Source organism: Pseudochrobactrum algeriensis, from assembly GCF_018436245.1.
Classification (GTDB): domain Bacteria; phylum Pseudomonadota; class Alphaproteobacteria; order Rhizobiales; family Rhizobiaceae; genus Pseudochrobactrum; species Pseudochrobactrum saccharolyticum.
On sequence record NZ_CP075361.1, the window covers coordinates 1,725,038 to 1,750,724 of the forward strand.

Annotated in this window: 21 protein-coding genes; 9 read left to right on the forward strand and 12 right to left on the reverse strand. The window is 50.8% G+C overall.

Annotation, left to right across the window (positions count from 1 at the left end; all coding sequences use genetic code 11):
• Window positions 1–132: 132 nt before the first annotated feature.
• Entirely contained in the window at window positions 133–1,407 is a 1,275-nt protein-coding gene (locus KHQ09_RS10155; protein ID WP_121993202.1) for an ABC transporter substrate-binding protein, read from the reverse strand.
• Window positions 1,408–2,051: 644 nt separating this feature from the next.
• Here KHQ09_RS10155 and KHQ09_RS10160 point away from each other — a divergent pair.
• Both KHQ09_RS10160 and KHQ09_RS10165 read left to right on the forward strand, forming a co-directional pair.
• Window positions 2,052–2,930, forward strand: a complete 879-nt coding sequence (locus KHQ09_RS10160) for a glucosamine kinase nucleotide-binding domain-containing protein (RefSeq protein ID WP_213598075.1) — start codon at window positions 2,052–2,054, stop codon at window positions 2,928–2,930.
• A complete protein-coding gene (locus KHQ09_RS10165; RefSeq protein WP_151159099.1) occupies window positions 2,930–3,322 on the forward strand; it encodes a pyrimidine dimer DNA glycosylase/endonuclease V in 393 nt (130 codons plus the stop codon). The genes KHQ09_RS10160 and KHQ09_RS10165 overlap by 1 nt, the downstream gene beginning before the upstream one ends.
• 80 nt (window positions 3,323–3,402) lie before the next feature.
• Here KHQ09_RS10165 and KHQ09_RS10170 read toward each other — a convergent pair whose 3' ends face one another.
• Entirely contained in the window at window positions 3,403–4,806 is a 1,404-nt protein-coding gene (locus tag KHQ09_RS10170) for an L-serine ammonia-lyase (protein ID WP_022711927.1), read from the reverse strand.
• Between the two features lie 945 nt (window positions 4,807–5,751).
• Here KHQ09_RS10170 and KHQ09_RS10175 point away from each other — a divergent pair.
• Window positions 5,752–6,714 (forward strand): heparan-alpha-glucosaminide N-acetyltransferase, encoded by a 963-nt coding sequence (locus KHQ09_RS10175; protein ID WP_213598077.1) that lies wholly within the window; start codon window positions 5,752–5,754, stop codon window positions 6,712–6,714.
• Between the two features lie 36 nt (window positions 6,715–6,750).
• On the opposite strand, the gene KHQ09_RS10180 is transcribed toward KHQ09_RS10175, so the two are convergent.
• Window positions 6,751–7,137: a MerR family transcriptional regulator gene (locus KHQ09_RS10180; RefSeq protein ID WP_022711931.1), complete on the reverse strand. Its 387-nt coding sequence runs from the start codon at window positions 7,135–7,137 to the stop codon at window positions 6,751–6,753.
• Window positions 7,138–7,401: 264 nt separating this feature from the next.
• Window positions 7,402–8,823: a magnesium transporter gene (gene mgtE / locus KHQ09_RS10185; RefSeq protein ID WP_116087907.1), complete on the reverse strand. Its 1,422-nt coding sequence runs from the start codon at window positions 8,821–8,823 to the stop codon at window positions 7,402–7,404.
• A gap of 497 nt (window positions 8,824–9,320) precedes the next feature.
• On the opposite strand from mgtE, the gene KHQ09_RS10190 reads away from it, so the two are divergent.
• Entirely contained in the window at window positions 9,321–9,680 is a 360-nt protein-coding gene (locus tag KHQ09_RS10190; protein ID WP_022711934.1) for a hypothetical protein, read from the forward strand.
• Window positions 9,681–10,028 carry a VanZ family protein gene (locus KHQ09_RS10195; protein ID WP_213598079.1) on the forward strand — a complete coding sequence of 116 codons (348 nt, stop codon included), beginning with the start codon at window positions 9,681–9,683 and terminating at the stop codon, window positions 10,026–10,028.
• 102 nt (window positions 10,029–10,130) lie between these two features.
• Here KHQ09_RS10195 and KHQ09_RS10200 read toward each other — a convergent pair whose 3' ends face one another.
• Window positions 10,131–11,396: a Glu/Leu/Phe/Val family dehydrogenase gene (locus KHQ09_RS10200; protein WP_213598081.1), complete on the reverse strand. Its 1,266-nt coding sequence runs from the start codon at window positions 11,394–11,396 to the stop codon at window positions 10,131–10,133.
• 631 nt (window positions 11,397–12,027) lie between these two features.
• Here KHQ09_RS10200 and metE point away from each other — a divergent pair.
• The 3 genes from metE to KHQ09_RS10215 all read left to right on the forward strand — a co-directional run bounded on the left by metE (window position 12,028) and on the right by KHQ09_RS10215 (window position 16,308).
• Entirely contained in the window at window positions 12,028–14,376 is a 2,349-nt protein-coding gene (gene metE / locus KHQ09_RS10205; protein WP_213598083.1) for a 5-methyltetrahydropteroyltriglutamate--homocysteine S-methyltransferase, read from the forward strand.
• Between the two features lie 363 nt (window positions 14,377–14,739).
• Window positions 14,740–15,594 carry an acyl-CoA thioesterase gene (locus tag KHQ09_RS10210; RefSeq protein WP_225684807.1) on the forward strand — a complete coding sequence of 285 codons (855 nt, stop codon included), beginning with the start codon at window positions 14,740–14,742 and terminating at the stop codon, window positions 15,592–15,594.
• 210 nt (window positions 15,595–15,804) lie between these two features.
• Window positions 15,805–16,308 carry a Dabb family protein gene (locus KHQ09_RS10215; RefSeq protein WP_213598085.1) on the forward strand — a complete coding sequence of 168 codons (504 nt, stop codon included), beginning with the start codon at window positions 15,805–15,807 and terminating at the stop codon, window positions 16,306–16,308.
• Window positions 16,309–16,377: 69 nt separating this feature from the next.
• Here KHQ09_RS10215 and KHQ09_RS10220 read toward each other — a convergent pair whose 3' ends face one another.
• The 7 genes from KHQ09_RS10220 to KHQ09_RS10250 all read right to left on the reverse strand — a co-directional run bounded on the left by KHQ09_RS10220 (window position 16,378) and on the right by KHQ09_RS10250 (window position 24,544).
• The gene (locus tag KHQ09_RS10220) at window positions 16,378–17,550 is read right to left on the reverse strand and encodes an iron-containing alcohol dehydrogenase (protein ID WP_213598087.1); all 1,173 of its coding nucleotides are present in this window, start codon (window positions 17,548–17,550) and stop codon (window positions 16,378–16,380) included.
• A 34-nt stretch (window positions 17,551–17,584) separates the two neighbouring features.
• Entirely contained in the window at window positions 17,585–18,970 is a 1,386-nt protein-coding gene (locus KHQ09_RS10225) for an aldehyde dehydrogenase family protein (RefSeq protein WP_213598089.1), read from the reverse strand.
• A 168-nt stretch (window positions 18,971–19,138) separates the two neighbouring features.
• A complete protein-coding gene (locus tag KHQ09_RS10230) occupies window positions 19,139–20,509 on the reverse strand; it encodes a glutamine synthetase family protein (RefSeq protein ID WP_022711943.1) in 1,371 nt (456 codons plus the stop codon).
• Between the two features lie 82 nt (window positions 20,510–20,591).
• Window positions 20,592–21,662, reverse strand: a complete 1,071-nt coding sequence (locus KHQ09_RS10235; RefSeq protein WP_075654949.1) for a TRAP transporter substrate-binding protein — start codon at window positions 21,660–21,662, stop codon at window positions 20,592–20,594.
• A 96-nt stretch (window positions 21,663–21,758) separates the two neighbouring features.
• Window positions 21,759–23,084, reverse strand: a complete 1,326-nt coding sequence (locus tag KHQ09_RS10240) for a TRAP transporter large permease (RefSeq protein WP_075654947.1) — start codon at window positions 23,082–23,084, stop codon at window positions 21,759–21,761.
• The gene (locus KHQ09_RS10245) at window positions 23,081–23,641 is read right to left on the reverse strand and encodes a TRAP transporter small permease subunit (protein WP_116087403.1); all 561 of its coding nucleotides are present in this window, start codon (window positions 23,639–23,641) and stop codon (window positions 23,081–23,083) included. The genes KHQ09_RS10240 and KHQ09_RS10245 overlap by 4 nt, the downstream gene beginning before the upstream one ends.
• Before the next feature lie 129 nt (window positions 23,642–23,770).
• A complete protein-coding gene (locus KHQ09_RS10250) occupies window positions 23,771–24,544 on the reverse strand; it encodes an N-formylglutamate amidohydrolase (protein WP_213599929.1) in 774 nt (257 codons plus the stop codon).
• A gap of 213 nt (window positions 24,545–24,757) precedes the next feature.
• Here KHQ09_RS10250 and KHQ09_RS10255 point away from each other — a divergent pair, with 213 nt between their 5' ends.
• Window positions 24,758–25,606: a MurR/RpiR family transcriptional regulator gene (locus KHQ09_RS10255; RefSeq protein WP_213598091.1), complete on the forward strand. Its 849-nt coding sequence runs from the start codon at window positions 24,758–24,760 to the stop codon at window positions 25,604–25,606.
• Window positions 25,607–25,687 lie beyond the last annotated feature (81 nt).

Genomic DNA, 25,687 nt, shown 5'->3' on the forward strand with positions numbered 1-25,687 from the left:
AACTTTCGTCTTGTGCCGGAACATGCATAAAAAACAGGTAACAATAATAACTGGCAAAAAGCCACCCGCCTGCTCCGCACCACATCTTCATCAGACAGTGGCACGGGTTGCGGCGAATGGCTTTAATTCATGTTATTTCGCAGGCTTGTACCAGCTGTCGAGGCCTTTTTGCAGCTTTTCGCCGGCCTGTTCAGGTGTCACTGTACCATTGATAACATTCGCGGATTCAATCCAGGTTTCGTTTTCCAGATTTGGTGTACCGCGTGAGAGGATCTGGTAGGTCGAACGGATGGTCGACTTACAATCCTTACGCCAGCCAACCATTTCCGCAGCCAGCGGGTCTTCCAGTTTGATTTCATTGGAAGACAGGCTGAAGAAGCCCGGCAGCGCATTTGCATAAATGGTTGCGAATTCATCCGATGCCACCCAGTTCAGGAACTTGGCAGCCGCTTCCGGATTTTTTGTCTTGGCATTCATGCCGATACCCAGATCGTTGTGATCGGAGATATAGCAGGTGTCGCCGTCTTTACGAACCGGAGGCGGAAACGCGCCCATTTTGAAATCAACCTGCGGGTTGAAAACGCTGATTTCCCATGAACCGGTCGGATAAATTGCGGCGCGGCCGAGGGTGAACAGGTTCTGGCTGTCCGGATAGGTCTGTGCTTCGAAACCGTCGCCCAGATAATCTTTCCATTTTGCAAGGGTCTTATAAGGGTCAACCCAGTCTGCATCGGTCAGCTTCTGTGTACCGGCGATCAGAGCCTTACGGCCTTCCTCACCCTTCCAATATGTCGGGCCGATATTCTGATAGCCCATCGTTGCGGCTTCCCAAAGATCTTTGGTGCCCATAGCCATCGGAATATAATTGCCGTCAGCTTTGATCTTGTCGAGCGCTGCGAAGAATTCTTCTTCAGTCTTAGGAACGCTGACGCCTACTTTTTCAAAGGCATCTTTGTTATAGATGAAACCGTGAATAACCGAGGCAACCGGCACGCAGAAAGATGTCTTGCCGTCATCGGTCTGCCATGCGGATTTTGCCACATCGCTGAAATTCTTCATACCATCGAGATCGTTGAGCGAAGACAGCTGACCTTTTTCATAAAGCGCCAGTGACTTGTCGAACGGACGGCAGGTGATGATATCACCGGCAGTACCGGCATCAAGCTTGGCACCCAGCGCCGCATCATATTCGGTTGGTGTAGAAGGATTGAAGGTAACTTTAATACCCGGATTAGCTGCTTCAAAAGCCGGAATGAGCTTTTCCTGCCAGATCGGCAGATCATCATTACGCCAGCTTTCAATAGTCAGCGTTACATCCTGCGCCGAAGCGGCTGATACAGCACCCAATACGGAAGCACCAAGAACACTTGATGCCAGCAAAGCGGAACTGAAGTTTTTAAAGTTCATTTTACTCTCCCCGCGCGCACTCATTCAGAGGCGTCATTGAAATATGTTTGTTTCTGTTCTCAGAGCACTTCCGATTTTCCGGATAGTCACTTTCAGATTTACCGTTGCAAAAAGCTGCACCGGTTGTTCATTATCAGCTGCCAATTCCGGCATACGGACAAAAATCATGTCCCTCAGCCTCAGAACAGAACCATTGATTGCAGAAAGAAAAACTTCGGGAATTTTTATGATGCAGGTTGCGGTATATTCCTCAAAATACCCCGTCCGGCACTCACAGCTCCCTTAAGACCTCTTCTCCCGTCTGTCCTCGCATAGAGTAATGCGTAAATATCTTTTCCTGTCCAGCAAAAGCAAAGATTTTATCACCATTACTTGCATTCTCGGGCAGTCGTCTTATTCAAACAGCAATATTGGTTCTATTTTTTTCGACCATATGGATCATCATAAAAGACCATCCTTGAATACCAATTCACGTAACCGGAGTGAAAGCAGAGAGATGCGACTCGCAAAAGCATTTGGCGGGCAATTAACTGGCCTTGCGGATAATTTAAAACGGTTTAAATGAAAATATTCTCGGAATTGGCAATTTGTGTTACCTGCAATAAAACCCGTATCAGAAACGGGCAGAGAATCGGGAGCATAATGTGGCGGATTATATTCTTGGCATAGACGGTGGCGGCACCGGATGCCGTGCAGCAATTGCAGATACAACAGGTAAAGTCTTGGGTACCGGTCAGGCTGGACCTGCCAATATCATGACCGATATGGATATATCTGTCGTGAATATTCTTGCGGCTACCGATGCTGCACTGCTTGCTGCCGAATTGCCGGTAAAATCCTATAGCCGCATTACCGCCTGTCTTGGATTGGCGGGTGCCAATGTTTCCGGCGTTGCCGAACAATTGCAGCAAGCCCTGCCCTTTGCCAGAAGCAGCGTGGTCTCCGACGGTATTATCGCGTTACAGGGCGCTATCGGCGATCAGGACGGCGTTGTGGTTATCCTCGGCACCGGCTCTGTCTATATTTCCCGTCGTAATCATACTGTTACTATGAAAGGTGGCTGGGGTTTCAAAGTCAGCGATCTGGGCGGCGGTGCACGCCTTGGCCAGAAACTTCTGGAAGAATCCCTGCTGGCCTATGACGGTATTTATCAGCGTACACCGCTCAGCAATGCGCTGCTTGATCATTTTGACAATGAGCCGCACGCGATTGTGCGCTTTGCCCATGATGCACGCCCGAATGATTTTGGTCGTTTTGCGCCAATGGTTTTTGAATATGCTACGCAAAATGACCCGCTGGCAGAAAAAATCCTCAAACACTCGGTCGAGACGATTGAAGCAGCTCTCGACGTATCCATGAGTGATGATCAGCCGGTTTTGTCTCTGATTGGCGGTCTCGGCGCGCTTTATGGCCCGCGCCTCTCTGCCCGCTATCAGCCACGCCTGCGCGCACCAGAAGCCGACGCTCTGACCGGTGCAGTTGCTCTCGCAGCCAAACTGAACAGTAAAGCCGCTGCGCTCTGATGACCCGTATCAATTGCATACCACCACAGGAGCTGACGGGCCCGCATCTGGTAGCTGAATATCGGGAACTGCCGCGGATTTTCACCCTTGCCCGCGCAGCCATTGAGCGCGGAGAGAAGCCGGATGATCCGCGCAATCCGCGCAGCTATACTTTGGGCAAAGGCCATGTGCGATTTTTCTATCCGCGTCTGGGCTTTCTCGTGCAACGGCAACAGGCATTGATTGATGAAATGCTGCGCCGCGGTTATCAGCCGTCTTATCAGTCAACAGCACATCTCATTGAAGGCATTCCGCAACACTGGTGCGCTGACTGGCAGCCGGATGAAGCGGCAATTGCTATCAACAAAGCACGCATTGCTGAACGGCTGAATAAACCTGTTTCAAAAGATTAAAATATTACAATATCTTATTGATAAAAATAAAAAAACTCCGCATTCATCATGCGGAATTTTTATATTCTATAAAGCTGAAATCAGCACTCAACCACATTCACGGCAAGCCCGCCGAGACTGGTTTCCTTATAGCGCTCGTTCATATCCACGCCGGTCTGGCGCATGGTTTCGATACAGGCATCCAGCGGCACGAAATGCGTACCATCACCCTTCACGGCCAATGATGCACCGGTTACAGCCTTCACCGCACCCAGCGCATTGCGCTCGATGCAAGGCACCTGCACCAGTCCGGCAATCGGATCACAGGTCATGCCCAGATGATGTTCCAGCGCAATCTCGGCTGCGTTTTCAATCTGCTCCGGCGTACCGCCCAGCACAGCGGCAAGCCCTGCAGCAGCCATAGCCGAAGCCGAGCCGACCTCACCCTGACAGCCAACCTCAGCGCCGGAAATCGACGCATTATGTTTGATAATACCGCCAACCGCTGAAGAGGTCAGCAGAAAGTCACGAATGCCCTTCTGGTCAGCATCATCATGGAAATGCAGGTAATAGCGCATGACGGCAGGTACAACACCAGCTGCACCATTGGTCGGTGCGGTAACAACGCGGCCACCGGCAGCGTTTTCCTCATTCACCGCCATTGCATAGACGGACAGCCAGTCATTAGCGAGCAGCGGATTATGACGGTTCTGGCGCCATTCTTCATTGAGCCGGTCATGCAGCTGCTTGGCACGGCGGCGCACCTTCAGTCCGCCCGGCATAATGCCTTCCTGTGTCAGTCCGCGCTCAATACAGCTGCGCATGGCATCCCAGATTTTATCCAGTCCCGCATCCAGCTCTTCACGGCTCATACGGGTTTCTTCATTGGCGCGTTTCATTTCCGCAATGGAAAGGCCGCTTGCCGCCGACATTTGCAGCATCTCTTTCGCTGTGGAGAAAGGATAAGGCACATTATCGTCAACCTGTTTTTTGCCGCCGCTTACACGCGTTGCATTCAGCTCTTCTTCGGTAACGATAAAGCCGCCGCCGATCGAATAATAAACGCGGCGCAGCAAAACACGGTCGTCACGATCCAGCGCTTCAAATGCCAGACCATTGGCATGACCCGGCAAAGCCACTTTACGATCCATTACCAGATCGGCTTTGGGGTCAAAATCATAGGCGGGATGACCGCTCGGGCGAATTTTGTGCTCTTCATTCACTTTGGCCAGCAGATCGTCCATTTTATCCGGATCAATATTGGCCGGCAAAAAACCGCAAAGGCCGAGAATAACCGCCCGATCCGTCGCATGGCCGATACCGGTAAAAGCCAGCGAACCATGCAGATAGGCTTTGATACGCGTCACTTTCGCATTATGCGGACGTGGCCACTCGCCGTCTTTCAGCTCTTTCAGAAACTGATGCCCTGCCGTCATCGGCCCCATTGTATGGGAGCTGGACGGCCCGATGCCAATTTTAAACAGATCAAAAACTGACAGGAACATAGAAGATACCGTTCTTTCATATCCAGAGCATATCGCAGTTAAATGGACTCATTTAGCGTCCGCGAATATGCGACAAAGCAAAGAATCCAGAGCGAGCGTTGTAGCTACAATTATGCGCCACACGCTCTAAAAAGCGCAGGCAAATCACCGCCCGCAAACTCCCTCATCTCAAGCTCTATATAACCCGTTATGCGGTTCTGTAAAACCGGATCAGATAAGTGTCTCATTTAATATGGTGGCAACATGCGCGGATTGCACCAAAAAACAGCAAGAAAGCGACAATGTTTGAAATATCGCCCTTTGAAAAAGCAGGTTCCAGCAAAACCGGAAGCACAATAAAAAATCACCGGGCTTTGTAAGCACCGGTGATCTGAACGCTCTGAAATTTCTTTTGAATATCCGTAATTACACGGAGAACAAATAGGTCAACAAAATTACAGCGGCCAATCCAATAACTGCCCAAAGGGTTACACCCCAGCAGGACTTCTGAACTGTTTCATCCATGGAATATTTTACTCGTTTCCGGTATTTCATTCATGAGAACATGCACCGCACTCATTGCTATGCCTGTCCTTTATTTATAATCCAAAGCCGGTTCACAAGCAATCTGCAATTGCGACGAAACCATGACATAGCAGCTATGCAAATTTACCATGATATAAATTATCATTTAAATTCAATAATTTAATTACAAAACCTCATCTTGTCATATTTACCATTTCGGCCAAAATCTGTCTGAACTGCATGTAATAACCACACATTAAAGCCAGTTACCCTCCGTTACCACACCAGTCTGACCACCAAATCACGACAAATCTCCTGTCATCTGTCAGCTTGTCACCGGCATGAACTCATTATAGCTATAGGCAATCAAATCCGTACAAACGCATCAGCTGAAAGTCTGCAATGAATCCGGCCAGCACTGCCCTTAACGCTGAAACACCCATGAAATCCGGCTCACGTCTCGGACGACTGGATATTGCCCGCGGGCTGGCACTGATTGCCATGGCGATCTATCATTTCGGCTGGGATCTGGAATTTTTCGGTTATCTGGTGCAAGGCAGCGCCAGTCAGGGCTGGTGGCGGATTTTTGCCCGCTGCATTGCTTCCAGCTTTCTGTTTCTGGTCGGTTTCAGTCTGGTGCTTGCCCATGACCGCACCATTCGCTGGCAGCCATTTTTCAAACGTCTGGCGCAAGTGGTTATTGCCGCCGCCGCAATCAGCCTGCTGACATGGTTTTTCATGCCGCAAGGCTTTATCTTCTTCGGCATTCTGCATCAGATCGCACTGGCAAGCCTGCTCGGCCTGTTATTCCTGCGCATGCCCGTATGGATCACTATTGCACTGGCCGCAGCAATCATAGCAACACCGGTTTATTTCCGCGCAGAAATTTTCGACCATCCGGCACTGTGGTGGGTTGGCCTTTCGACCGTTAATCCGGTTTCCAACGATTATGTGCCGCTGTTTCCGTGGTTTGGCGCAGTGCTGCTTGGCATTGCGGCGGCGCGCATCATGCAGTCAACCGGTTTGCTGCGCTTGCTGCAAGGCGGGATCAAACCGCAATGGCTGGAACGCCTGCTCATCTTTATCGGCCGTCACAGCCTGATCTTTTATCTGGTGCATCAACCGGCTCTGATCGGTCTGCTCTATGGGGTTTCGGCAATCTTTCCGCCATCACCGGCAATTCAGGCGGCCAATTTTGTCCAGCAATGCACTGTTCAGTGCAGTGCCGACAGCGATCCGCAACTATGCCGGATCTATTGTGGTTGTATGCTGGAAAATATCCAGAGCAACCAGCTGACCAATCTCTTGAAAAGCAGCACCACAACAGATGAAGAGCGCGAAAAACTCAGCACATTCTCCGCGCAATGTGTCGCTAAAACGCAAGAAGGGCAGCCTGTTCAATAAGAATAGACTGCCCTTCCGCTTAATTAAAACTCGCTGTCAGGTACGCACACCCAGCTCAGCCATACGTCCGATGCAGGCTTCTTCAACCTGATCCAACTCGCTCAATGTCTCGTCAATATCGCGGCGTTTCTGGCGTAAATCCTCGCGCTTTTCTTCAACGCGCTTAATGAGCAGACGCAGCTGACCGGCCTCACCCGGCGGTTCGCGATACATCTGGATAATTTCGTGAATTTCAGCAATCGAAAAGCCGAGCCGTTTGCCACGCATAATCTGTTTAAGCAAATGCCGGTCTGAAGGACGGAAAAGACGTGTCCGACCACGACGCAGAGGATGAATTAACCCCTCGTCTTCATAAAAGCGCAGAGTTCGTGTGGAAATCCCAAACTCCCTCGTCAGCTCCGTAATCGAATAATATTCACGCATTCAGTCCACCAACTTGTTTTCTTCTCTTTGTGACATCGCATTTACGTAAAAGTCAATATTTCATTCGCAATTGCTTGATAGTCATTGCCGGATTGTTTTTGGGAGTGCCCGAAAAACAATCCGGCCTGTAAAAATCTCATTTTTGCTGTAAATCGCGAAAATCCCCGCTCACAAAGCAAAATATCATTCAATATTAAATAATAAAAAATACGCAACAAAAAATCGCATAAGACGCATATTACGCAACTTTAAAACACACAGGATTTAAGAGAACGAGAAGCCGAACCACCAGGTCGCCAGACCGAGAAAGGCGAAGAAGCCGATCACATCCGTCACTGTGGTCACAAAAACCGCAGATGCAATGGCCGGATCCGCCCCCAGACGGTGCAGCAGCAGCGGAATGAGAATACCGCCCAAGGCTGCCGCCAGCATATTGATAATCATTGCACTGCCAATAATGCCGCCGAGATGCCAGTTATCAAACCAATAACCCGCAACTGTGCCGATCATAATTGCAAACATCATGCCGTTCAGCAGCCCGATCAGCGCCTCACGGCGGATAACGCGTGCCGCATTGTGAATATCAATATTACGGGTGGCAATTGCACGCACAGTCACTGTCATCGTCTGGGTCGCTGCATTACCGCCCATTGAGGCAACAATCGGCATCAGCACTGCCAGCGCGACCATTTGCTGGATTGTCCCGTCAAACAGACCAATCACTGAGGCAGACAGAAAAGCCGTAAACAGATTGACGAACAGCCACGGCGAGCGCGAGCGGGCAATCGTCATGAAGCTGTCGGACAGTTCTTCATCACCCACACCACCGAGACGCATGATGTCTTCTTCGGCTTCTTCCTGAATAACATCCACCACATCGTCAATCGTCAGCACGCCGACGAGACGTTCATTCTCATCGAGAACAGCGGTGGACAGCAGGTTATATTGTTCAAAAATCTGCGCCGCTTCTTCCTGATCCATCGTCGCGGGAATAGCGTGGCGTGCCTCAACCATCAGATCTTCCACACGCACAACACGCTGCACACGCAACAGGCGGTCAAGATCAATCGTGCCAAGCAGATGAAAAGCCGGATCGATTACAAAAACCTGCGAAAACCTGTCCGGCAGATCATTATCCTCGCGCATATAGTCAATCGTCTGCCCGATCGTCCAGAATGGCGGCACGGCGACAAATTCCGTCTGCATACGGCGCCCTGCACTGTCTTCCGGATATTCCAGCGCACGACGCAACCGGATACGCTCGGTAAATGGCAGCTTGGCCAGAATCTCGTCCTGATCCTGCTGGTCCATATCCTCAAGAATATAAACCGCATCATCGGAATCGAGTTCCTGCACGCCCTCGGCAATCTGCTCGTTGGGCATGGCATCCACGATCTCAAGACGGATCGCTTCATCAACCTCGGTCAGCGCTTCAAAGTCAAATTCCTCGCCGAGCAATTCCACCAGCGACTGACGCTCAGTGGCATCCAGAGCTTCAAGCAAATGGCCAAGTTCTGAAGGGTGCAGATCGCGCACTTCATCGCGCAGAAGATCGGCATCGCGCGCTTCAAGCGCAGCCTCAATACGGGTTACAAGCGCCTCACTGACAGAACCGTCCTCATCATACACATCGTCGCGGATATGTTTTTCGGAATCAATATTTTGGGACGGGTCAGTGTGCTGCATATGAACCGTTTCAGTGAGAGAGCAGAAAATGGACGGGAAAGAACGCAATCCGGAAAACAGCGTCTAACAGAACTGTATATCCGTTTTGTGTCGTATCTGTGCAATGCGCACAGCAACTCTATAAAAAGCCATAAGCATAATAACAAGGTACTGCACCGCAGCAAACCACCGGAAAAATGACTTATCATCGCCAATATGTCCGATGTGCAACACAGCTGAAATACGGGCAAAAAGCACTGATCCATAAATCTGCCCTGTAAAGCTGTCATAATTCATTCAAGCGTAGTCTAGAGCGGTTTGCGTTCAGATTGAACCATAGCGTCCGCTCTAGATTCTTTATTTGGTCGCATTTTCACAGCCGTCAAGTTGATCCAACTTGGCGAATTTAAGAGCGTCGAGTTGACCCAACTTGACTGTGAAATGCTCTAGCCCTCAATCCCCCTCCGTGCTAAGGCGGCAGACAGAAGCCTTCCAAACCCGCTCCAGACAGGTTTACGATGAGAAAAGCAGTCATTGCATTGATCGGCATTGGTGGTGTGGTCGCAGCATCCTGCGCTGGCACCTATTTCTATACAATGTCTGCCGGACAGCAGTCTCTGAAACAGCTTGCTCAGGAAGGCGGGTTTTGTAAAGACACCCGTCAGACAGATTGCGCAGACGGCGTAGAATATGCCAAATCCTATCTCTCGACGGAGTTCGGGCTTTCCCCGCGTGGCGTGCAATGGTGCATCGGCGTCGATGAAATCGCCGGCCGTGATTTCCTTCTCGGCGAGACCGTCAAAACGCTGTTTACCGAAATGCTGTATCTTCCCTGCAATGAGGATGAAACCCAGCAGCTACCGACTGACGAGGAATAAATGCGTCGTTTTCCTTTATTGCCTGTTCTTGCCTGGTTGATGCTGGCCTTGCTTCTTGCAGTCACCATTAGTCCGATCGGCTTTCGCCCGCATATTCCGGGCTATGTTACAGCTGAGCGTTTTACAATGCTGCTGGTGATCGGCCTGTTGTTTTGTCTGGCCTATCCGAAGCGCTGGGCGCTGGTTCTGATTATGCTAATTTCTGCTGCTGGTTTGTTTGAACTGATGCAGCGCCTGACGCCGGACAGACATGGTGAAATCTCGGATTTCATCGTCAAATCCGCGGGTGCTATTGCCGGTGTTACACTCGGAAAAATCATTCTTTTCTGGAAACAATCTTTAAAATAATCAATTAGATATTTCATCTTCTTTATAAAATGGAAAAGGCCGGTTTTCACCGGCCTTCATTATATTTTGTATATGCATCGGGGATCAATTCCCGTTACCTTTTCAGGCAACAAAGTCACTTTGCGTGCCGTGTGCTTCAATCGCCTGCGAGAGACGCAGCAGCGCATGAACATAAGCGGCGGTGCGCATGGTTACGCCTTTGTCCTTGGCAACATTCCAGATAGCGCGACCTTCCCGCTCCATAATCACGCGTAAACGCGAATGGATTTCTTCCAGCTCCCAGTAATAGCACTGGCGGTTCTGGACCCACTCAAAATAAGAAACGGTTACACCACCGGCATTGGCCAAAATATCCGGCAGAATGGTCACGCCCATTTTTTCCAGAATAGCATCGGCTTCCGGTGTCACAGGACCATTGGCCAGTTCCACAATCAGCTTGGCTTTCACAGAAGCGGCATTGCGCGTATGGATCATATCTTCCATCGCCGCAGGCACCAGCACATCGCAGGCAACGCCGACCAGATCTTCCGATACCAGTGCCTCATGACCGCCATGCCCGACTGTTGCCAGTACCGAACGGCCATTCTGCTTCGCATGGATCAGTGCGGCAACATCCAGACCGGATGCACAATAAACCGCGCCCTCAGAATCCGACACCGCAACAATCTTATGACCATCACTGGTCATCAGCTTGGCCATATGCTGACCGGCATTACCAAAACCCTGAATGGTGACATGCAGTTCTTCTGACAGCCCGAGATCGGCAGCCAGATGACGCACCAGATAGAAACCGCCCCGCGCTGTTGCATCATCACGACCAAGCGAACCGCCGAGCGCAATCGGCTTACCGGTAATTACCGCAGGCGATGACTGGCCGACAATCTGCGAATATTCGTCAGCCATCCAGCCCATAATCATCGAATTGGTGTAAACATCCGGTGCAGGAATATCGCGGTCAGGCCCCAGAATACGGGCAAAAGCCTGAATATAAGCACGTGACAACCGTTCCAGCTCTGCCTTGGAGAGTTTACGTGGATCAACCTGAATTGCACCCTTGCCGCCGCCATAAGGCAGATTCATCACTGCGCATTTGAAGGTCATCCAGAAAGCCAGCGTTTCCACTTCTTCAGCTGTTGATTCAGGATGGTAACGGATGCCGCCTTTTGTCGGGCCGCGTGTGTCATCATAACGGCAACGCCATGCAATAAAGGATTTTCGAGATCCGTCATCCATACGGATCATCAGTCGCACCTTGGTAGTCTCTCGGGCAAATTTCAGCTTTTCGATAACATCCGCGTCAATATCCAGATGGCTGGCGGCTTCATCAAGACGAACGAGTGCATTTTCGAGAGGATTATCCTGCGACATCGAAATTTCCCTTTCTTGCGATTGCAGCATGAAAAATTACGTTTTGCATAACTTTTGCCAGCCATTCGCGCAATAAAAATATGACAGCTATACTGACATTATGCAAAATCAGCACAATATCAGACCGTAAGCACATGATTAATGCGACATGTGCTGACGCGGAAATGTATATTAGAAAAATAATCTGACACCGTGTCCGCACAAATCCCTGTCGGCGCATATTTTCACCACTTGATTCGTATCAGCGGGATTTCAGTTCTATGTCCTGCCAATGATTTTTTGCGCATTAATGCGCAATTTAATGCAATTTATAACTATATATCCATATAAACAAATCTTTATATCATTATTGACATTCGTTTTTTGATGAGGCAGTCTCTCTATATCGTGGTTCTTCCTGCAATTGCGCAATCCTCCCAAACCTTTGCCCGATTGTATGAAAGCTAAGAGGGAATGCGGTGCGGCCAACGGATCGGCTTTCAGGCAACTGAAATGGCAACATTTCGGGAAGACCGGAAGCGAAGGATAACCCGCAAGCCAGGAACCTGCCCGTTACATTTTTAAGAGACAGAAAGGGCTGCGCGCCTCCTGTCCGAAGCAATAATTTGCCAGCATTCGTCGGGGTATTGAAATGACCATTACTACAGCCAATCTCGGTTTTCCGCGTATCGGAAAACAGCGCGAACTCAAATTCGCCCTTGAATCCTACTGGGCAGGCAAATCCTCACAGCAAGACCTGCTTGCCACGGCCAAATCCTTGCGCGCCGCCAACTGGAAACTGCAGCAGGAAAAAGGCATTAAGAACATTCCGTCCAATGACTTCTCCCTCTATGACCATGTGCTTGATCTGGCTGTAACGCTCGGCGTTATTCCGGCAGCCTATGGCTGGAAAAGCGGCAAGGTTGATCTGGACACCTATTTCGCACTGGCACGCGGGGGTAAGGTCATTATACCGATAGAACTGGCAAGCTGCAGCTGCGGCCGCGATCACGGCAACGGCGCCTCCGGTAATGGCGTGCCTGCGCTGGAAATGACCAAATGGTTCGACACCAATTATCATTACATGGTGCCGGAATTCAGCGCGGATCAGACATTCACCCTGACCGACAATAAAGCACTCAACGAATTCAACGAAGCCAAAGAACTCGGCATCCATACCCGCCCTGTTCTGCTCGGGCCTGTCTCTTTCCTCAAGCTCGGCAAATCCAACGATGCAAGTTTTGATCTGAACAAGACACTGGAATCCCTGCTGCCAGTCTATGCGGAAATTCTTGCGCAGCTTCATGCGGCAGGTGCTGACTGGGTGCAGATTGACGAGCCGGTTCTGAGCCTTGATCTCGATGCCCGCGATCACGAAGCCATCCGCACGGGCTATGAGTTTCTGGCGGGAAAACTGCCGGAACTGAAAATCCTGCTGGCCAATTATTTCGGCTCCTATGGCGACAATCTGCTGACCGCTATCACACTGCCGGTTGCCGGTTTGCATCTTGATCTGGTTCGCGCACCACAGGATCTTGATGCCGCTGCTAAAATCGCCCGCCCCGATCTGGTGCTTTCGCTCGGTGTGATCGACGGCCGCAATATCTGGCGAGCTGATCTGCGTGGCATTAGCGAGCGAGTGAAATCAGTCATCGCCAAGCGTGGCACCGATACTGTGCAGATTGCACCATCCTGTTCGTTACTGCATGTGCCGATTGATCTGACATCGGAGAAGAAACTCGATGCGGAAATCCGTCAGTCATTGGCTTTTGCTGTGCAGAAACTGGAGGAACTTGCCGTGCTTGGCACAGTTCTTGGCGACAATCCGGAAGCTACTGAGCCCGCATTGAAAGCCTCGGATGAAGCTATTGCCGCCCGCAAGGCCTCAGCCAAAGTCAATAATAAAACAGTGCAGGCACGCGTTGCAGCGATTACCGATGCACAGTCGCATCGTAACAGCCCGTTTGATACACGCGTCAAATTGCAGGCAAATCATCTGAAACTGCCGCTTTACCCGACAACAACCATCGGCTCTTTCCCGCAGACAACAGAGGTTCGTCAGGCACGTTCGCGCTTCACCAAAGGCGAATTGTCTGCTGCCGACTATCAGACCTTCCTTGAGCAGGAAACCGAAACAGCAATCCGCTGGCAGGAGGAAATCGGCATTGACGTTCTGGTTCACGGCGAATTTGAACGCAATGACATGGTGCAATATTTCGGCGAACAGCTCGACGGCTATGCCTTCACCCAATCCGGCTGGGTACAAAGCTACGGCTCGCGCTATGTGCGCCCTCCGGTAATCTATGGTGATGTTTCCCGTCCGGTTGCCATGACGGTTGAATGGGCAAAATTCGCCCAGAGCAAAACCGACAAGCCGATGAAAGGTATGCTCACCGGCCCTGTCACCATGCTGCAATGGTCATTCGTGCGCGATGATCTGCCACGTTCGGAAGTCTGCCTTCAGATTGCTCTGGCGTTGCGTGATGAAGTGACTGATCTGGAAGCCGCAGGTATCAGCATTATCCAGATTGATGAACCGGCGCTGCGTGAAGGTTTGCCGCTGCGTAAAAGCGATTGGGCAGCCTATCTGGAATGGGCTGTGACAGCGTTCCGTCTCAGTGCCGCAGGTGTGAAAGACGAAACCCAGATCCACACTCATATGTGCTACTCGGAATTCAACGATATTATGCCTGCAATTGCGGCGCTGGATGCCGATGTGATTTCGATTGAAACCTCCCGCTCCAAGATGGAACTGCTAAGCGCGTTCTCTGAACAGGGTTATCCGAATGAAATCGGCCCGGGTGTCTATGACATTCACTCGCCACGTATTCCTGATGTGGAAGAAATGGTCGATCTGATCGAGAAAGCAGCCCGGAAACTCAAAGCGCAGCAGATTTGGGTTAATCCCGATTGCGGCCTGAAAACCCGCGGTTGGGCAGAAACCAAGCCGGCGCTGGTTAATCTGGTGGAAGCTGCCCGTCAGCTGCGCGCTGCCGCCTGACAATAAAGGTAATTTGATAAAGGTCGTGACAGTCCCCACTATCACGGCTTTTTCATTATGTGACAAATACGGATTGAATATTGAAAAACAATAAGATGGAATATCTTCCTGATATAACGGGTCAATAACCGGCATCACTATGCCTGCACCAAACCTTGTGTAATGGCCTTATGCACCGTAAAAGCGCGACAGATAGAGTATGTCGCAGCTAAATGGACTCATTGAGCGTCCGCGAACATGCGACAATTAAATGAATCTAGAGCGAGCACTGTGATCCAATCTGGACGTAAACCGCTCTAGTGTTTAAATACCGGATAAGGACATGCCTTCTGCGACCCGACAAAGGCATGCAAGGACAAATCCATGACAGCGCCCCTGAATGATGACCAGAAAATCCAACCATCTGATGAGATGATTTATGGTCAGGATGTGCCACTGATTTCACGTCTCGTGACAGTTGTTTTCCCCGGAGACACCAATCATCACGGCACATTATTCGGCGGTGCAGGCTTTGCGCTGATGGATCGCGTAGCGTTCATTGCGGCCACCCGTCATGGCCGCGTGCCTTTTGTAACCGCCTCCTGCGAACGTATTGATTATACAGCGCCGGTTAAGCTCGGGCAGATTGTTGAACTGACTGCCAGAGTTATCCGTGTCGGCCGCACCTCGCTTTCGGTTGAAGTGGAAATGGTGGCAGAAAATATGATCGGCGGCGAGCGTGTGCTCTGTACCCGCGGACTGTTCCACATGGTTGCCAAGACGGAGCTGACAAAAGACAAAGCATGGAGCCTGCCGCCTATGCCGAAGACAGAAACAGCAGAGATTATTGACGACCAGCCGACACTTTTACGTATGTCGGATGTGGTTTTTGCGGATCAGGCCAATTCCTATGGCACCATGTTCGGTGGCGAGGCTATGGCTGAAATGAGCAAAAGTGCTTTCATTGCCGCTACCCGTTATTGCCGCCTGCCAACCGTGCTGGCTTCTTCCCGCAGAATGGATTTCAAATATCCGGTGCGTGTGGGTTCTATTCTTGAACTCGTCTCTAAAGTCATCAAATCCGGTCGCAGCTCTGTGGTTGTTTCCACCGAACTCTGGTCGGAAGATCTGATGAGCGGCGAACGCCTGATGACTGCAAAAGGTGAATTCACCATGGTAGCGGTGGATGAAAGCGGCCATCCGGTGCCGGTGCTGGCTGAAGAAGGCTCACGCCCTTAACTGCATCAATTCATGCCGGCAAAATCGTGTAATTTTGCCGGCGCATCCGGCCATTTAACCGCCAATTGCACTACAAATACAACAGCTTACAAAAAACACTTTTATTAAAATCATATTTTGTATATTTCTCAAATCCATAATATTTCATACTAAAGTGTATTTAATTTCAGAATACTTATTGAATATCATAAAATAAATTTTGAGGCCATTATGCATCAATTCATTAAAGCCACAGCATTATTACTCTTCTTCACCCCTTCCGCACAGGCGCAATCTATCTGGCACGGAAATCATATTCCCGTTACATTCCAGCAGGATGAAAAACCGGAAATTTTTACCGCACCGGATTATAAACCCGGTGTCATTCGCCACATTGTCCTGTTTCGCTACAGACCTGATGTAAGTGATGCACAACGCATGGCCGTTTTACTGCGTTTCCGGAATATGAAGCACACAGCAAGGCGCAATGGTGAGCCTTATATTGTTTCCATTCATGCGGGCAGACAAAACAGTTTTGAAAATCTTGGTCAGGGCTTCGATCAGGCATTTATAGTCAAATTCCGCTCTGAAGGTGACCGGAACTATTATGTCGGCACACCGGCCGTGATCGATCCCGCTTTTTACGATCCGGAACATCAGAAGTTCAAAGAATTTGTTGCACCGCTATTGGCCGATCGGGGCTCGCTGGTCTTTGATTTTGTCTCCGACAAATAATCCATGCTCCAAAAATAAAAAGGCGGCAGCTTCATGCTACCGCCTTATTCTGTACAGCAACTCACACTGTCAGACTGTGCCTTTAAGCGCCTGATTAAGCAGCTTCAATGCGCCTTCTTTTGTCAGTTCAACCGGATTGCCACCGGCTGTCGGATCAACAATGGCCATTTCCGCAATCATATCCTTGCGGGCATCATCCATTTCCAGACCTTTGATAAATTCCGGCAGGCTGTCCGGCACATTCAGCTCTTTGCGCAATTTCATCACTGCCGCAACGAAGCCGTCAAAGCCACCTGCAATGCCCAGATAGTCAGCCAACCGTCCGATACGGGTTTCAATCGCCGCACGGTTATGATGCAGCACATAAGGCATAAAGACTGCATTGGTCATGCCGTGATGCGTATCATAAAGCGCGCCGATCGGATGCGACAGCGAATGGATAGCGCCAAGCCCCTTCTGGAAAGCTGTTGCGCCCATTGCCGCCGCAGCCATCATATTGGCACGCGCTGTAATATCGCGCCCGTTTGCATAGGCGACCGGCAGATTTTCAAACACCAGCCGGATACCTTCCAGCGCAATACCATCCGCCATCGGGTGATAGCCCGGTGCGCAATAGGCTTCCAAGCAATGCGCCAGCGCATCCAGCCCTGTGCCTGCGGTGATGAATGGTGGCATGCCAACGGAAAGCTCAGGATCAGCAATCACTGTCACCGGCAGCATTTTCGGATGGAAAATCACCTTCTTGGTATGTGTCGCCTCATTAGTCAGCACACCGGCGCGACCAACTTCCGAGCCGGTACCGGCTGTTGTCGGCACTGCAATCACCGGTGCAATCACTGCGCTGTCTGCGCGTGTCCACCAATCGCCGATATCTTCAAAATCCCAGACCGGACGTGTCTGCTTGGCCTGAAACGCAATCAGCTTGCCAAGATCAAGAGCCGAGCCACCACCAAAGGCAATCACACCATCATGATTACCGTCATTATAGACCTTAACACCGGCTGTCAGATTGCTCTCGACCGGATTAGGCTTCACTTCGGTAAATGTGCCGTATTTCACACCGGCTTCATCCAGAACTGCCAAAGTCGATGCCACAACCGGCAGTTTCGCCAGTCCCGGATCAGTAACGAAGAGAGGATTGCTGATACCTGCTGCTTTCAGCACTGCAGGCAATTCTTTAATACGACCGGCACCGAACAGCACAGTGGTCGGAAAATTCCATTTTGAGATCAATGTTGTCATTGCATTTGCTTTCACATCAAAATTCAAAGGCAGATCAGATTTTTTCACGCAGATGATAGGATTTCGGACGGGTGAGATTGCCGTAACCGATAGAAGACAGCGAAGCACCCTTGCCCGTATCTTTAACACCGGTCCAGACCAGACCCGGATCGAGATAATCACAGCGGTTCATAAACACGGTGCCGGTTTCAATCTGATCGGCAATATTGGCCGCGCGATCCGTGTCCGGTGTCCAGAGTGATGCTGTGAGGCCGAAATTGCTGTCATTCATCAGCGCAACAGCCTCTTCGTCGCTGCGCACCTTCATAATGCCGACAATCGGCCCGAAGCTTTCTTCGCGCATCACGCTCATCTGATGATCGACATTGGTCAGTACTTCAGGCGCGATATAAGGCGAACCGGCACGGTCATTCTCAACCTGCATATTGATATGGGCTTTTGCCCCCTTACGCAGTGCTTCCGCCTTCTGTTCGCGGATCAGATCGGCAAAACGCGCATGTGCCATCGGCCCCAGTGTTGAGGAGGCATCCAGCGGATTGCCCACCACATATTGGCTGGTCAGATCAACGAAACCATCAACAAATTTGTCATAGACCGCCTCATGCACATAGATGCGCTCAATACCGCAGCAGCACTGGCCGGAATTGAAAAATGCACCATCCACGAGATTGGCAACCGCATGTTCAACATTAACATCCGGCAGCACATAGGCCGGATCTTTACCGCCAAGCTCCAGTCCAATACTCATGAAAGTACCGGCTGCCGCTTTTTCAATCGCACGACCACCACCGACTGAACCGGTGAAATTCACATGGTCAATTGTGCCGGAAGCCAGCAGCGCTTCCGTCGTCGCATGTCCCAGCACCACATTACTGAACACGCCTTTTGGTAAGCCAGCAATTTCAAAAGCTTTGGCAAAGCGCTCACCGGCCAGTAATGTTTGCGTGGCGTGTTTGAGGATAACCGTATTGCCCGCCATCAACGCCGGAATAATCGTATTCACCGCAGTGAGATACGGATAGTTCCACGGCGCAATTACCATCACCACACCAAGCGGCACATGCTTCACATAGCGCCGGAACCCGTCTTTCTCTTCCGGTACCAGAGGCTTAAGCGCCTCTTCGGCTATATTAATCATATATTGGCCGCGCTCCTGCACGCCGCCATTTTCTCCGCCATAGCGTACCGGCCGTCCCATCTGCCAGGCGATCTCCGGCACCAGCTCGTCGTTCATTGCAGCCAGAGCAGCGAGTGCCGCCGAGCAATATTTTGCGCGCTCGGCAATGCTCAGCGCTGCCCAACCTGCCTGCGCCTGTCTGGCCGCAGACACAACAGCCTGCACCTGCCCCAGATCGAGGCAGGCACGTTCCGCATAAACAGAACCGTCAATCGGAGAAATCAGTCTCGCCACTTCGCTCATGGCTTCATTCCTTTTATAATTTGCTGTGTGTTTGAATCAAAAAGCGGCAAGCCGTGGCGAAAATAGTGATTTCGAGAACCGGAACGCAGCGTACGTGTAAGTACGTGAGTACCGGAAGCACAGAAATTGCTATTTGCAGACCGGCATGATGTCTTTTGGATCAGACACTTAATAGCGTTCAAAGCCACGATGCAGCTCCCAGTCAGTGACACGGCGGTCATACTCAACCTGTTCCCAATCAGCCGTATGAACGTAGTGATTGAGAACCTTCTCGCCCAAAGCCTCTTTCAGGAATTCAGAGTTCTTCAGCGTTTCAATAGCATCACGCAGGGTGTATGGAATTTCTTGCAGCTTCACCGCCGCATAGGCATCACCGACAAACGGCTCCTCCAGTTCCAGCTTCTCATCAATACCGCGTAAGCCCGCAGCAATCAGTGCCGCAAAAGCCAGATAAGGGTTGAGATCAGAACCGCCTATACGGCATTCAATACGAATACCTTTGGTGCCCTCGCCGCAAAGGCGGAAACCGGCTGTGCGATTATCCCGGCTCCAAGTGATCTTGGTCGGAGCGAAAGTGCCCGCCTGAAAACGCTTGTAAGAATTGACATAAGGCGCGAGGAAATAGGTGTAATCGGCGGCATATTTCAGCTGTCCGGCCACCCATGAGCGCATCAGCGGCGACATGGTATAAGGCGCATCCGGATCATAAAACAGCGACTTGCTGCCATCCAGACTCCACAGGGAATTATGCACATGGCTGGAACTGCCAGCTTTGCAATAATCATACTTCGCCATGAAGGTGATGCATTTGCCCTGCGCCTCGGCAATTTCCTTCATTGCATTTTTCATGATGACATGGCGGTCGGCCATATCCAGCCCTTCGGCATAGCGCACATTGAGTTCCTGCTGACCGGAACCTGCCTCGCCTTTTGAATTCTCAATCGGAATACCGGCTTTGGCGAGATGATTACGCATCGCACGCAGCACTGGTTCTTCCTTGCTGGTCAGATGGATCATATAATCCTGAATATACGGAGAGGATGTATCCATATGTTTCCAGTATTTATCGCGGGCAGATTTATAAGTCTCATCAAAGAGATAGAATTCAAGCTCTGAAGCAAAATAGGCGCGGTAACCACGCTCTTTCAACCGAGCCAGCTGTTTCTTCAGCATTGCACGTGGTGAGTGCGCGAGATCGGAGTGATCGTGATGATCGAGCACATCGCATAATACCAGAGCGGTTTTCTCCAGCCATGGCGCAATCCGCAGCGTGGACATATCCGGCTTGATGACAAAATCGCCATAGCCCTGATCCCAGCTGGCAGCCTCATATCCGGCAACCGGTTCCATATCGATATCATCGGCCAGCAAATAACTACAACCATGGGTTTCATCATAGGCAGATTCAACAAAAAACTGCGCATAGAAACGCTTGCCAACCAGTCGTCCCTGCATATCTGTCAGGCAGACGAGCACGGTATCAATCTCATCATTCGCGACCGCTTTTTTCAGCGCATCAAAAGTCAGGTTTCCGGTCATTTACAACTCCGTGCTTCATCGGCATTTTATTAGAATGGAGTGTCGCCGCCCCTCCGGCGGCGACAGTTTTTGTAAATTTTGGTTATGCTCCGTAGCGATATGGTGCACCGGCTTTGCGCATGGTTTCCTGATATTTCTTCAGGATTTCGACCACTTTGGCATTGCGCGGGCTCTTGGCAGCAATTTCATCCCAGAACTTCATGGCCTCATCTTCAACCTTGCCCCATTCCGCTTCCGGAATAGTTGTCAGTTCAAGCTTACCTCCGGTGGTGCGGTAATGGGCTTCACCCCACCAATACCAATGCTGGCGGTAGTAATGGGAGCTGTCCATGCTGAGTTTAAACAGCTGCTGCAAATGCGCTGGTACGGCATTCCATTTTTCCGTATTGGCAAAATAGGAACCGGCCCAGGCACCGCTGATATTATTGGTGAGATAATATTTATTAATATCAGCCCAGCCGACTGTATAAACTTCAGTCGCGCCCGACCAGCACACGCCGTCAAGTTCACCGGTCTGAATAGCCACTTCAATATCTTCCCAAGGCAGGGTTACAGGCACCACACCAAAACGGGTGAGGAACTGACCACCCGTCGGGAAGGTAAAGACGCGCAGGCCTTTGAGGTCTTCCAGCGAGCGGATCGGCTTGGTGGTTGCGAAGTTGCACGGGTCCCATGAACCGGCGCTGAGCCATGTCACACCCGGAATTTCCTTATAGGCTTCTTCCCAGATTTCATTCAGGCCGTACCAGTTGAACAGTACCGGCACATCAAGGCTGTAACGTGAGGCGAACGGGAAATACGCCCCGAACACCGACACATCCACCGGCGATGCCATGGAGTCATCATCAGACTGCGCCGCATCAATGGTACCCGCCTGCACAGCACGGAACAATTCGCCCTGCGGCACCAGCTGATCGGAAGTATAAAGTTCGATCACCATCTCGCCATTGGCAGCCTTGTTGAAAGCATCAATGGAAGGCTTGATGACGTGTTCGGCCAGAGCAGGCCCTGCATAGGTTTGCAGGCGCCATTTAATCGGGCTCTGTGCTTTCACATAAGGGGTGGCGAGTGCAGTTGCGCCAACTGCCCCGACAGTGGTCAATGCAGACTTTTTAAGAAAGTCGCGCTTATTCAGAAATTTGCTGTCACTCATTTGCGTGTCTCCCGTCGCAATAGAATTCAAGGTTCCTTTCACCGCAGTTTTGGCTTGTTGCCTTTTTTTGAACTGCGTTATGCACTTCACACTTTATCAGCGTCCCGAATACCAGTTTGGCAGCCACAGAGCGATCTGCGGGAAGATCATCAGAATGATGACCGTCAGCACCATCAGGAAGAAGAACGGAACGATAGATTTATAAATATCAACCATGGTCACGCTGGACGGTGCGAGCGCCCGCATCATGAACAGATTATAGCCGAAAGGCGGGGTGATATAGGCAATCTGACAGGTGATCGTGTAGAGAATACCAAACCAGATCGCATTGAATCCGAGGCTTTTAACCAACGGAATATAAAGCGGCGCCACGATAACCAGCATCGCTGTGTCATCCAGAAACATGCCGAGCACCACAAAGGACAGCAGCATCAGGATCAGAATTGTCCATGGCGACAGATCAAACGTACCGATCAGCAGTTTTTCAATCGCCTTTACTGCGCCAAGACCATCATAAACGGATGAGAAGCACAGCGCCGCGAGAATGATCCAGAGGAACATACAAGAAATCATCAGCGAGTTGCGGGTTGTGGTTTCCCAAACTGCTTTGGTCATCCGTCCGGTGAACAATGCCGCCAAAGTTGCCAGCAAAGCGCCGACTACCGAGCTTTCGACCAGACTGGTTACACCGGTCAGAAACAGCCCCATCATTGTGCCGAAAATAATCAAAGGCAGCAGACCGGCGCGCAGCGTTGAAAACTTCTCCGCCCAAGTAATGCTGTCCAGCTCTTCTTTAGGCAATGTTGGCCCGAGCTCAGGATTAATCCGGCAGCGGATATAGATATAGACTGCAAATAATGTAGCCATCAGCAAGCCCGGCCCGATACCGGCCAGCCATAATTGCAGTACCGGCTGACGCGCAATCATCGCATAAAGCACCAGCACCACACTCGGCGGGATCAGAATACCCAGCGAACTACCCGCCTGAATAACGCCGGTCACCATAATCTTGTTATAGCCGCGCTTCAGCAGCTCCGGCAGAGCAACGGTTGCACCAATGGCCATACCGGCCACACTCAGGCCGTTCATAGAAGAAATCACAACCATCAGCCCGATGGTACCGAGTGCCAGACCGCCGCGAATACCGCCGAACCAGACATGGAACATGCGGTAGAGATTGCTGGCAATGCCGGATTCTGAGAGCATATAACCCATGAAAACGAAGAACGGCACGGTAATCAGAGGATACCAGTTCAGCACTGCAAAAGTGGCATTGAACGGCATTTCAAACGCGCCGTTACCCCAGAGCAGCAGCGCCGCCAGTGAACCGACAAAGCCGATCACACCGAATACGCGCTGCCCTGTCATCAGCAGCACCATCATTGTGGCAAACATGAAAAGAGTAATGAATTCCGAACTCATACAGTTTGCCCTTCCTGCGGTGCGGCATCAGGTATGTAAGCAGCAGGTTTGATCGGCGTGCCGCGCCAGATCGCGAAATCTTTGATAAGATTGGAGATGCACTGCAGCAGCAGCAGGAAAACACCAAGCGTCATCAGCGTTTTGATCGGCCACAGAACCGGAGCCCATGCCGTGTAATTGCGCTGATTATAGACATAGGCGTAATTGGTGCTGGAAAGCCCGCCCGCGAACATCACAACGAGATAGAAGATCACGCAAAGAATAGTAATGACATCTGTCAGCGCCTTCTTTTTCGGCGCGAAACGGTCATAAAACAAATCCATCCGCACATGAGCGCCCTGTTGCATCGCATAGGCACCGCCCAGCAGATAATAGGCCGAGAGAATGAACTGGGACATTTCCAGCACCCAGTTCACCGGCGCGCCCAGCACAACCCGCGAAAAGGTGGAGTAAAGCAGGCAGGCTGCCATCAAAAAGATGAGATACATCGCACAGCGACCGACCCGATAATTCAGCGCATCGACATATTTTACGAAGAGTCTGAGTATTTTCGGCACTTTTTTGTTCCCGTTGTTTCAGGCGTTTTATGGCCGGTTTTCCGACTCTTTTGCCTGTATTCACCAGTTACCTGTTTCCCTTAAATCCCGCCTGCTCCTCAACAGAATGCGGTTAAGGTCATCATCTCCTCACTTCAGCTCAATTTCCTGTAAGATTGATGACAATCGTGCAGCCCAAAGCGCCTGCCCTTTCTCATCAGCAATTTCATTATTGCGGATTTCCACCATCGCGCAGAGATCACCGCGTTTACGCGCATGACATTCCACGGTGTAATAAACACGGTCATCCGGCGAATAAGGCTGGTTCACGCCAACATTGATGCCAGAGCTTTCGCCGTCTTTGCGCAAACCCGCGATCATACGCGCACCCAGCCTGTCATCAGCATCATGAATGATCCCGATTTCCCATGGCCGCCCGACACCTTTATAAACCGGCGTATAGGAGTGGATGGTTATAACGCGGCTTTCCTGTCCGCGTTTTTTACGCGCCTCGATAACCTCTTCAATTTTATCGTGAAAAGGCTTGTGCGACAGGGATATTCGCTCCTGCCGCTCTGCCTCTGACAGATTGTGATTGCCCGGTATCACCGTAAACTCGCTGATCTCAGGAATAAGATCCGGCGCGGAAAGCGGCCGGTTACAATCAATCAGCAAGCGGGAAAGACCGGCCTCAACAAGCGTAGCATCCAGCGCTTTGCTCATACGCCGCGCGACCTCAGCCGCACCCGGATCCCATGCAATATGGGCGGACATATCAGCCTCGCTCAATCCGAGGCGTGCAAATTTCTCCGGCATAAAATTTGTGGCATGTTCACAGATCAGCAGATACGGGCTTTCACCCTGCTCATTGAGAACAGTAACAGCCGGTATATCGCCACCGGCACCAGAATAACGGGTATGCATATCATTGCCGTGAGAATCGCGAATTTCCGCCATTCTTCCCCCCTCATGCGAGTAAATTTTCTCATTTACGCATGTAACTTATGTTACGTTATTTTTTATTTCGCACTATTGTGTATCATCTCATACGCATTATTATCTTTTGTCAAATGGTATTTTTAAATGGGTTGAATCAAAGATCCGGCCATTCAGTCCACTGATGCAAACAGGTGTTTTATGATGAACAACTTCACCAGTATCGCCGAACTGATAACCGAGCGGATTGATTCAATGCCCCCCGGTGAGCGCAATGCCGCACAAACGCTGATTGCCAGTTATCCGATGCTTGGCCTTAAAACCGTTGCCGAATTCTCCGCTCAGGCCGGGGTGAGTTCACCGACTATTCTGCGGTTTATCAACCGGCTCGGTTTTCAGAATTATTCTGATTTTCAGGCACGCCTGCAGGATGAACTAGCCGCTCAGCTGCAATCTCCCCATAACCGCAATGAAAACCGGCAAAGCCAGCCCGACACCGATGATCCGGCGGTTGAACACAGTCTTGAAAATATCCGCGAAACTTTCCGCCATATCAGTGAGAAGCAGTTGAGCGATATTGTCACTGCGCTGGCCTCTGCCCGTGGCAATATTTATCTGATCGGCGGGCGTTTTACCGATCCCATTGCGCAATATATGGCTGCACATATGACCGTGATCCGCCCGCATGTTTTCCACCTGTCAGGGCAGGAAAGCGCGTGGCGCGACAGGCTGCTGGATATGGGTAAAAAGGATATTTTGATTGTCTTCGACATCCGCCGTTATCAGGACAGTCTGCTACATCTGGCTGAAACCGCCAAGAGCCGCGGCGTTGATATTGTGCTGATAACGGATCAGTGGCTGTCGCCGATTGCCCGTTTTGCCCGTCATGTGATTGCAGGGCGTACCGGCGTTCCCTCGGCATGGGATTCTTCCGCCGCGTTGTTCGTACTGGCGGAAAGCATCATTCGCGAAATGACCATACAGCTGGAACAAGACAGTGCCGCGCGCATTAAAGAACTGGAAGGTCTGCGCTTCAGAAACCGGCCATAATAAGCTTCACATTTCTCCGGTAGAGATTTTTATAAAAACTCTTTTCTTCCAACCATGCATCTTTCGATGTAATGGAAAGGC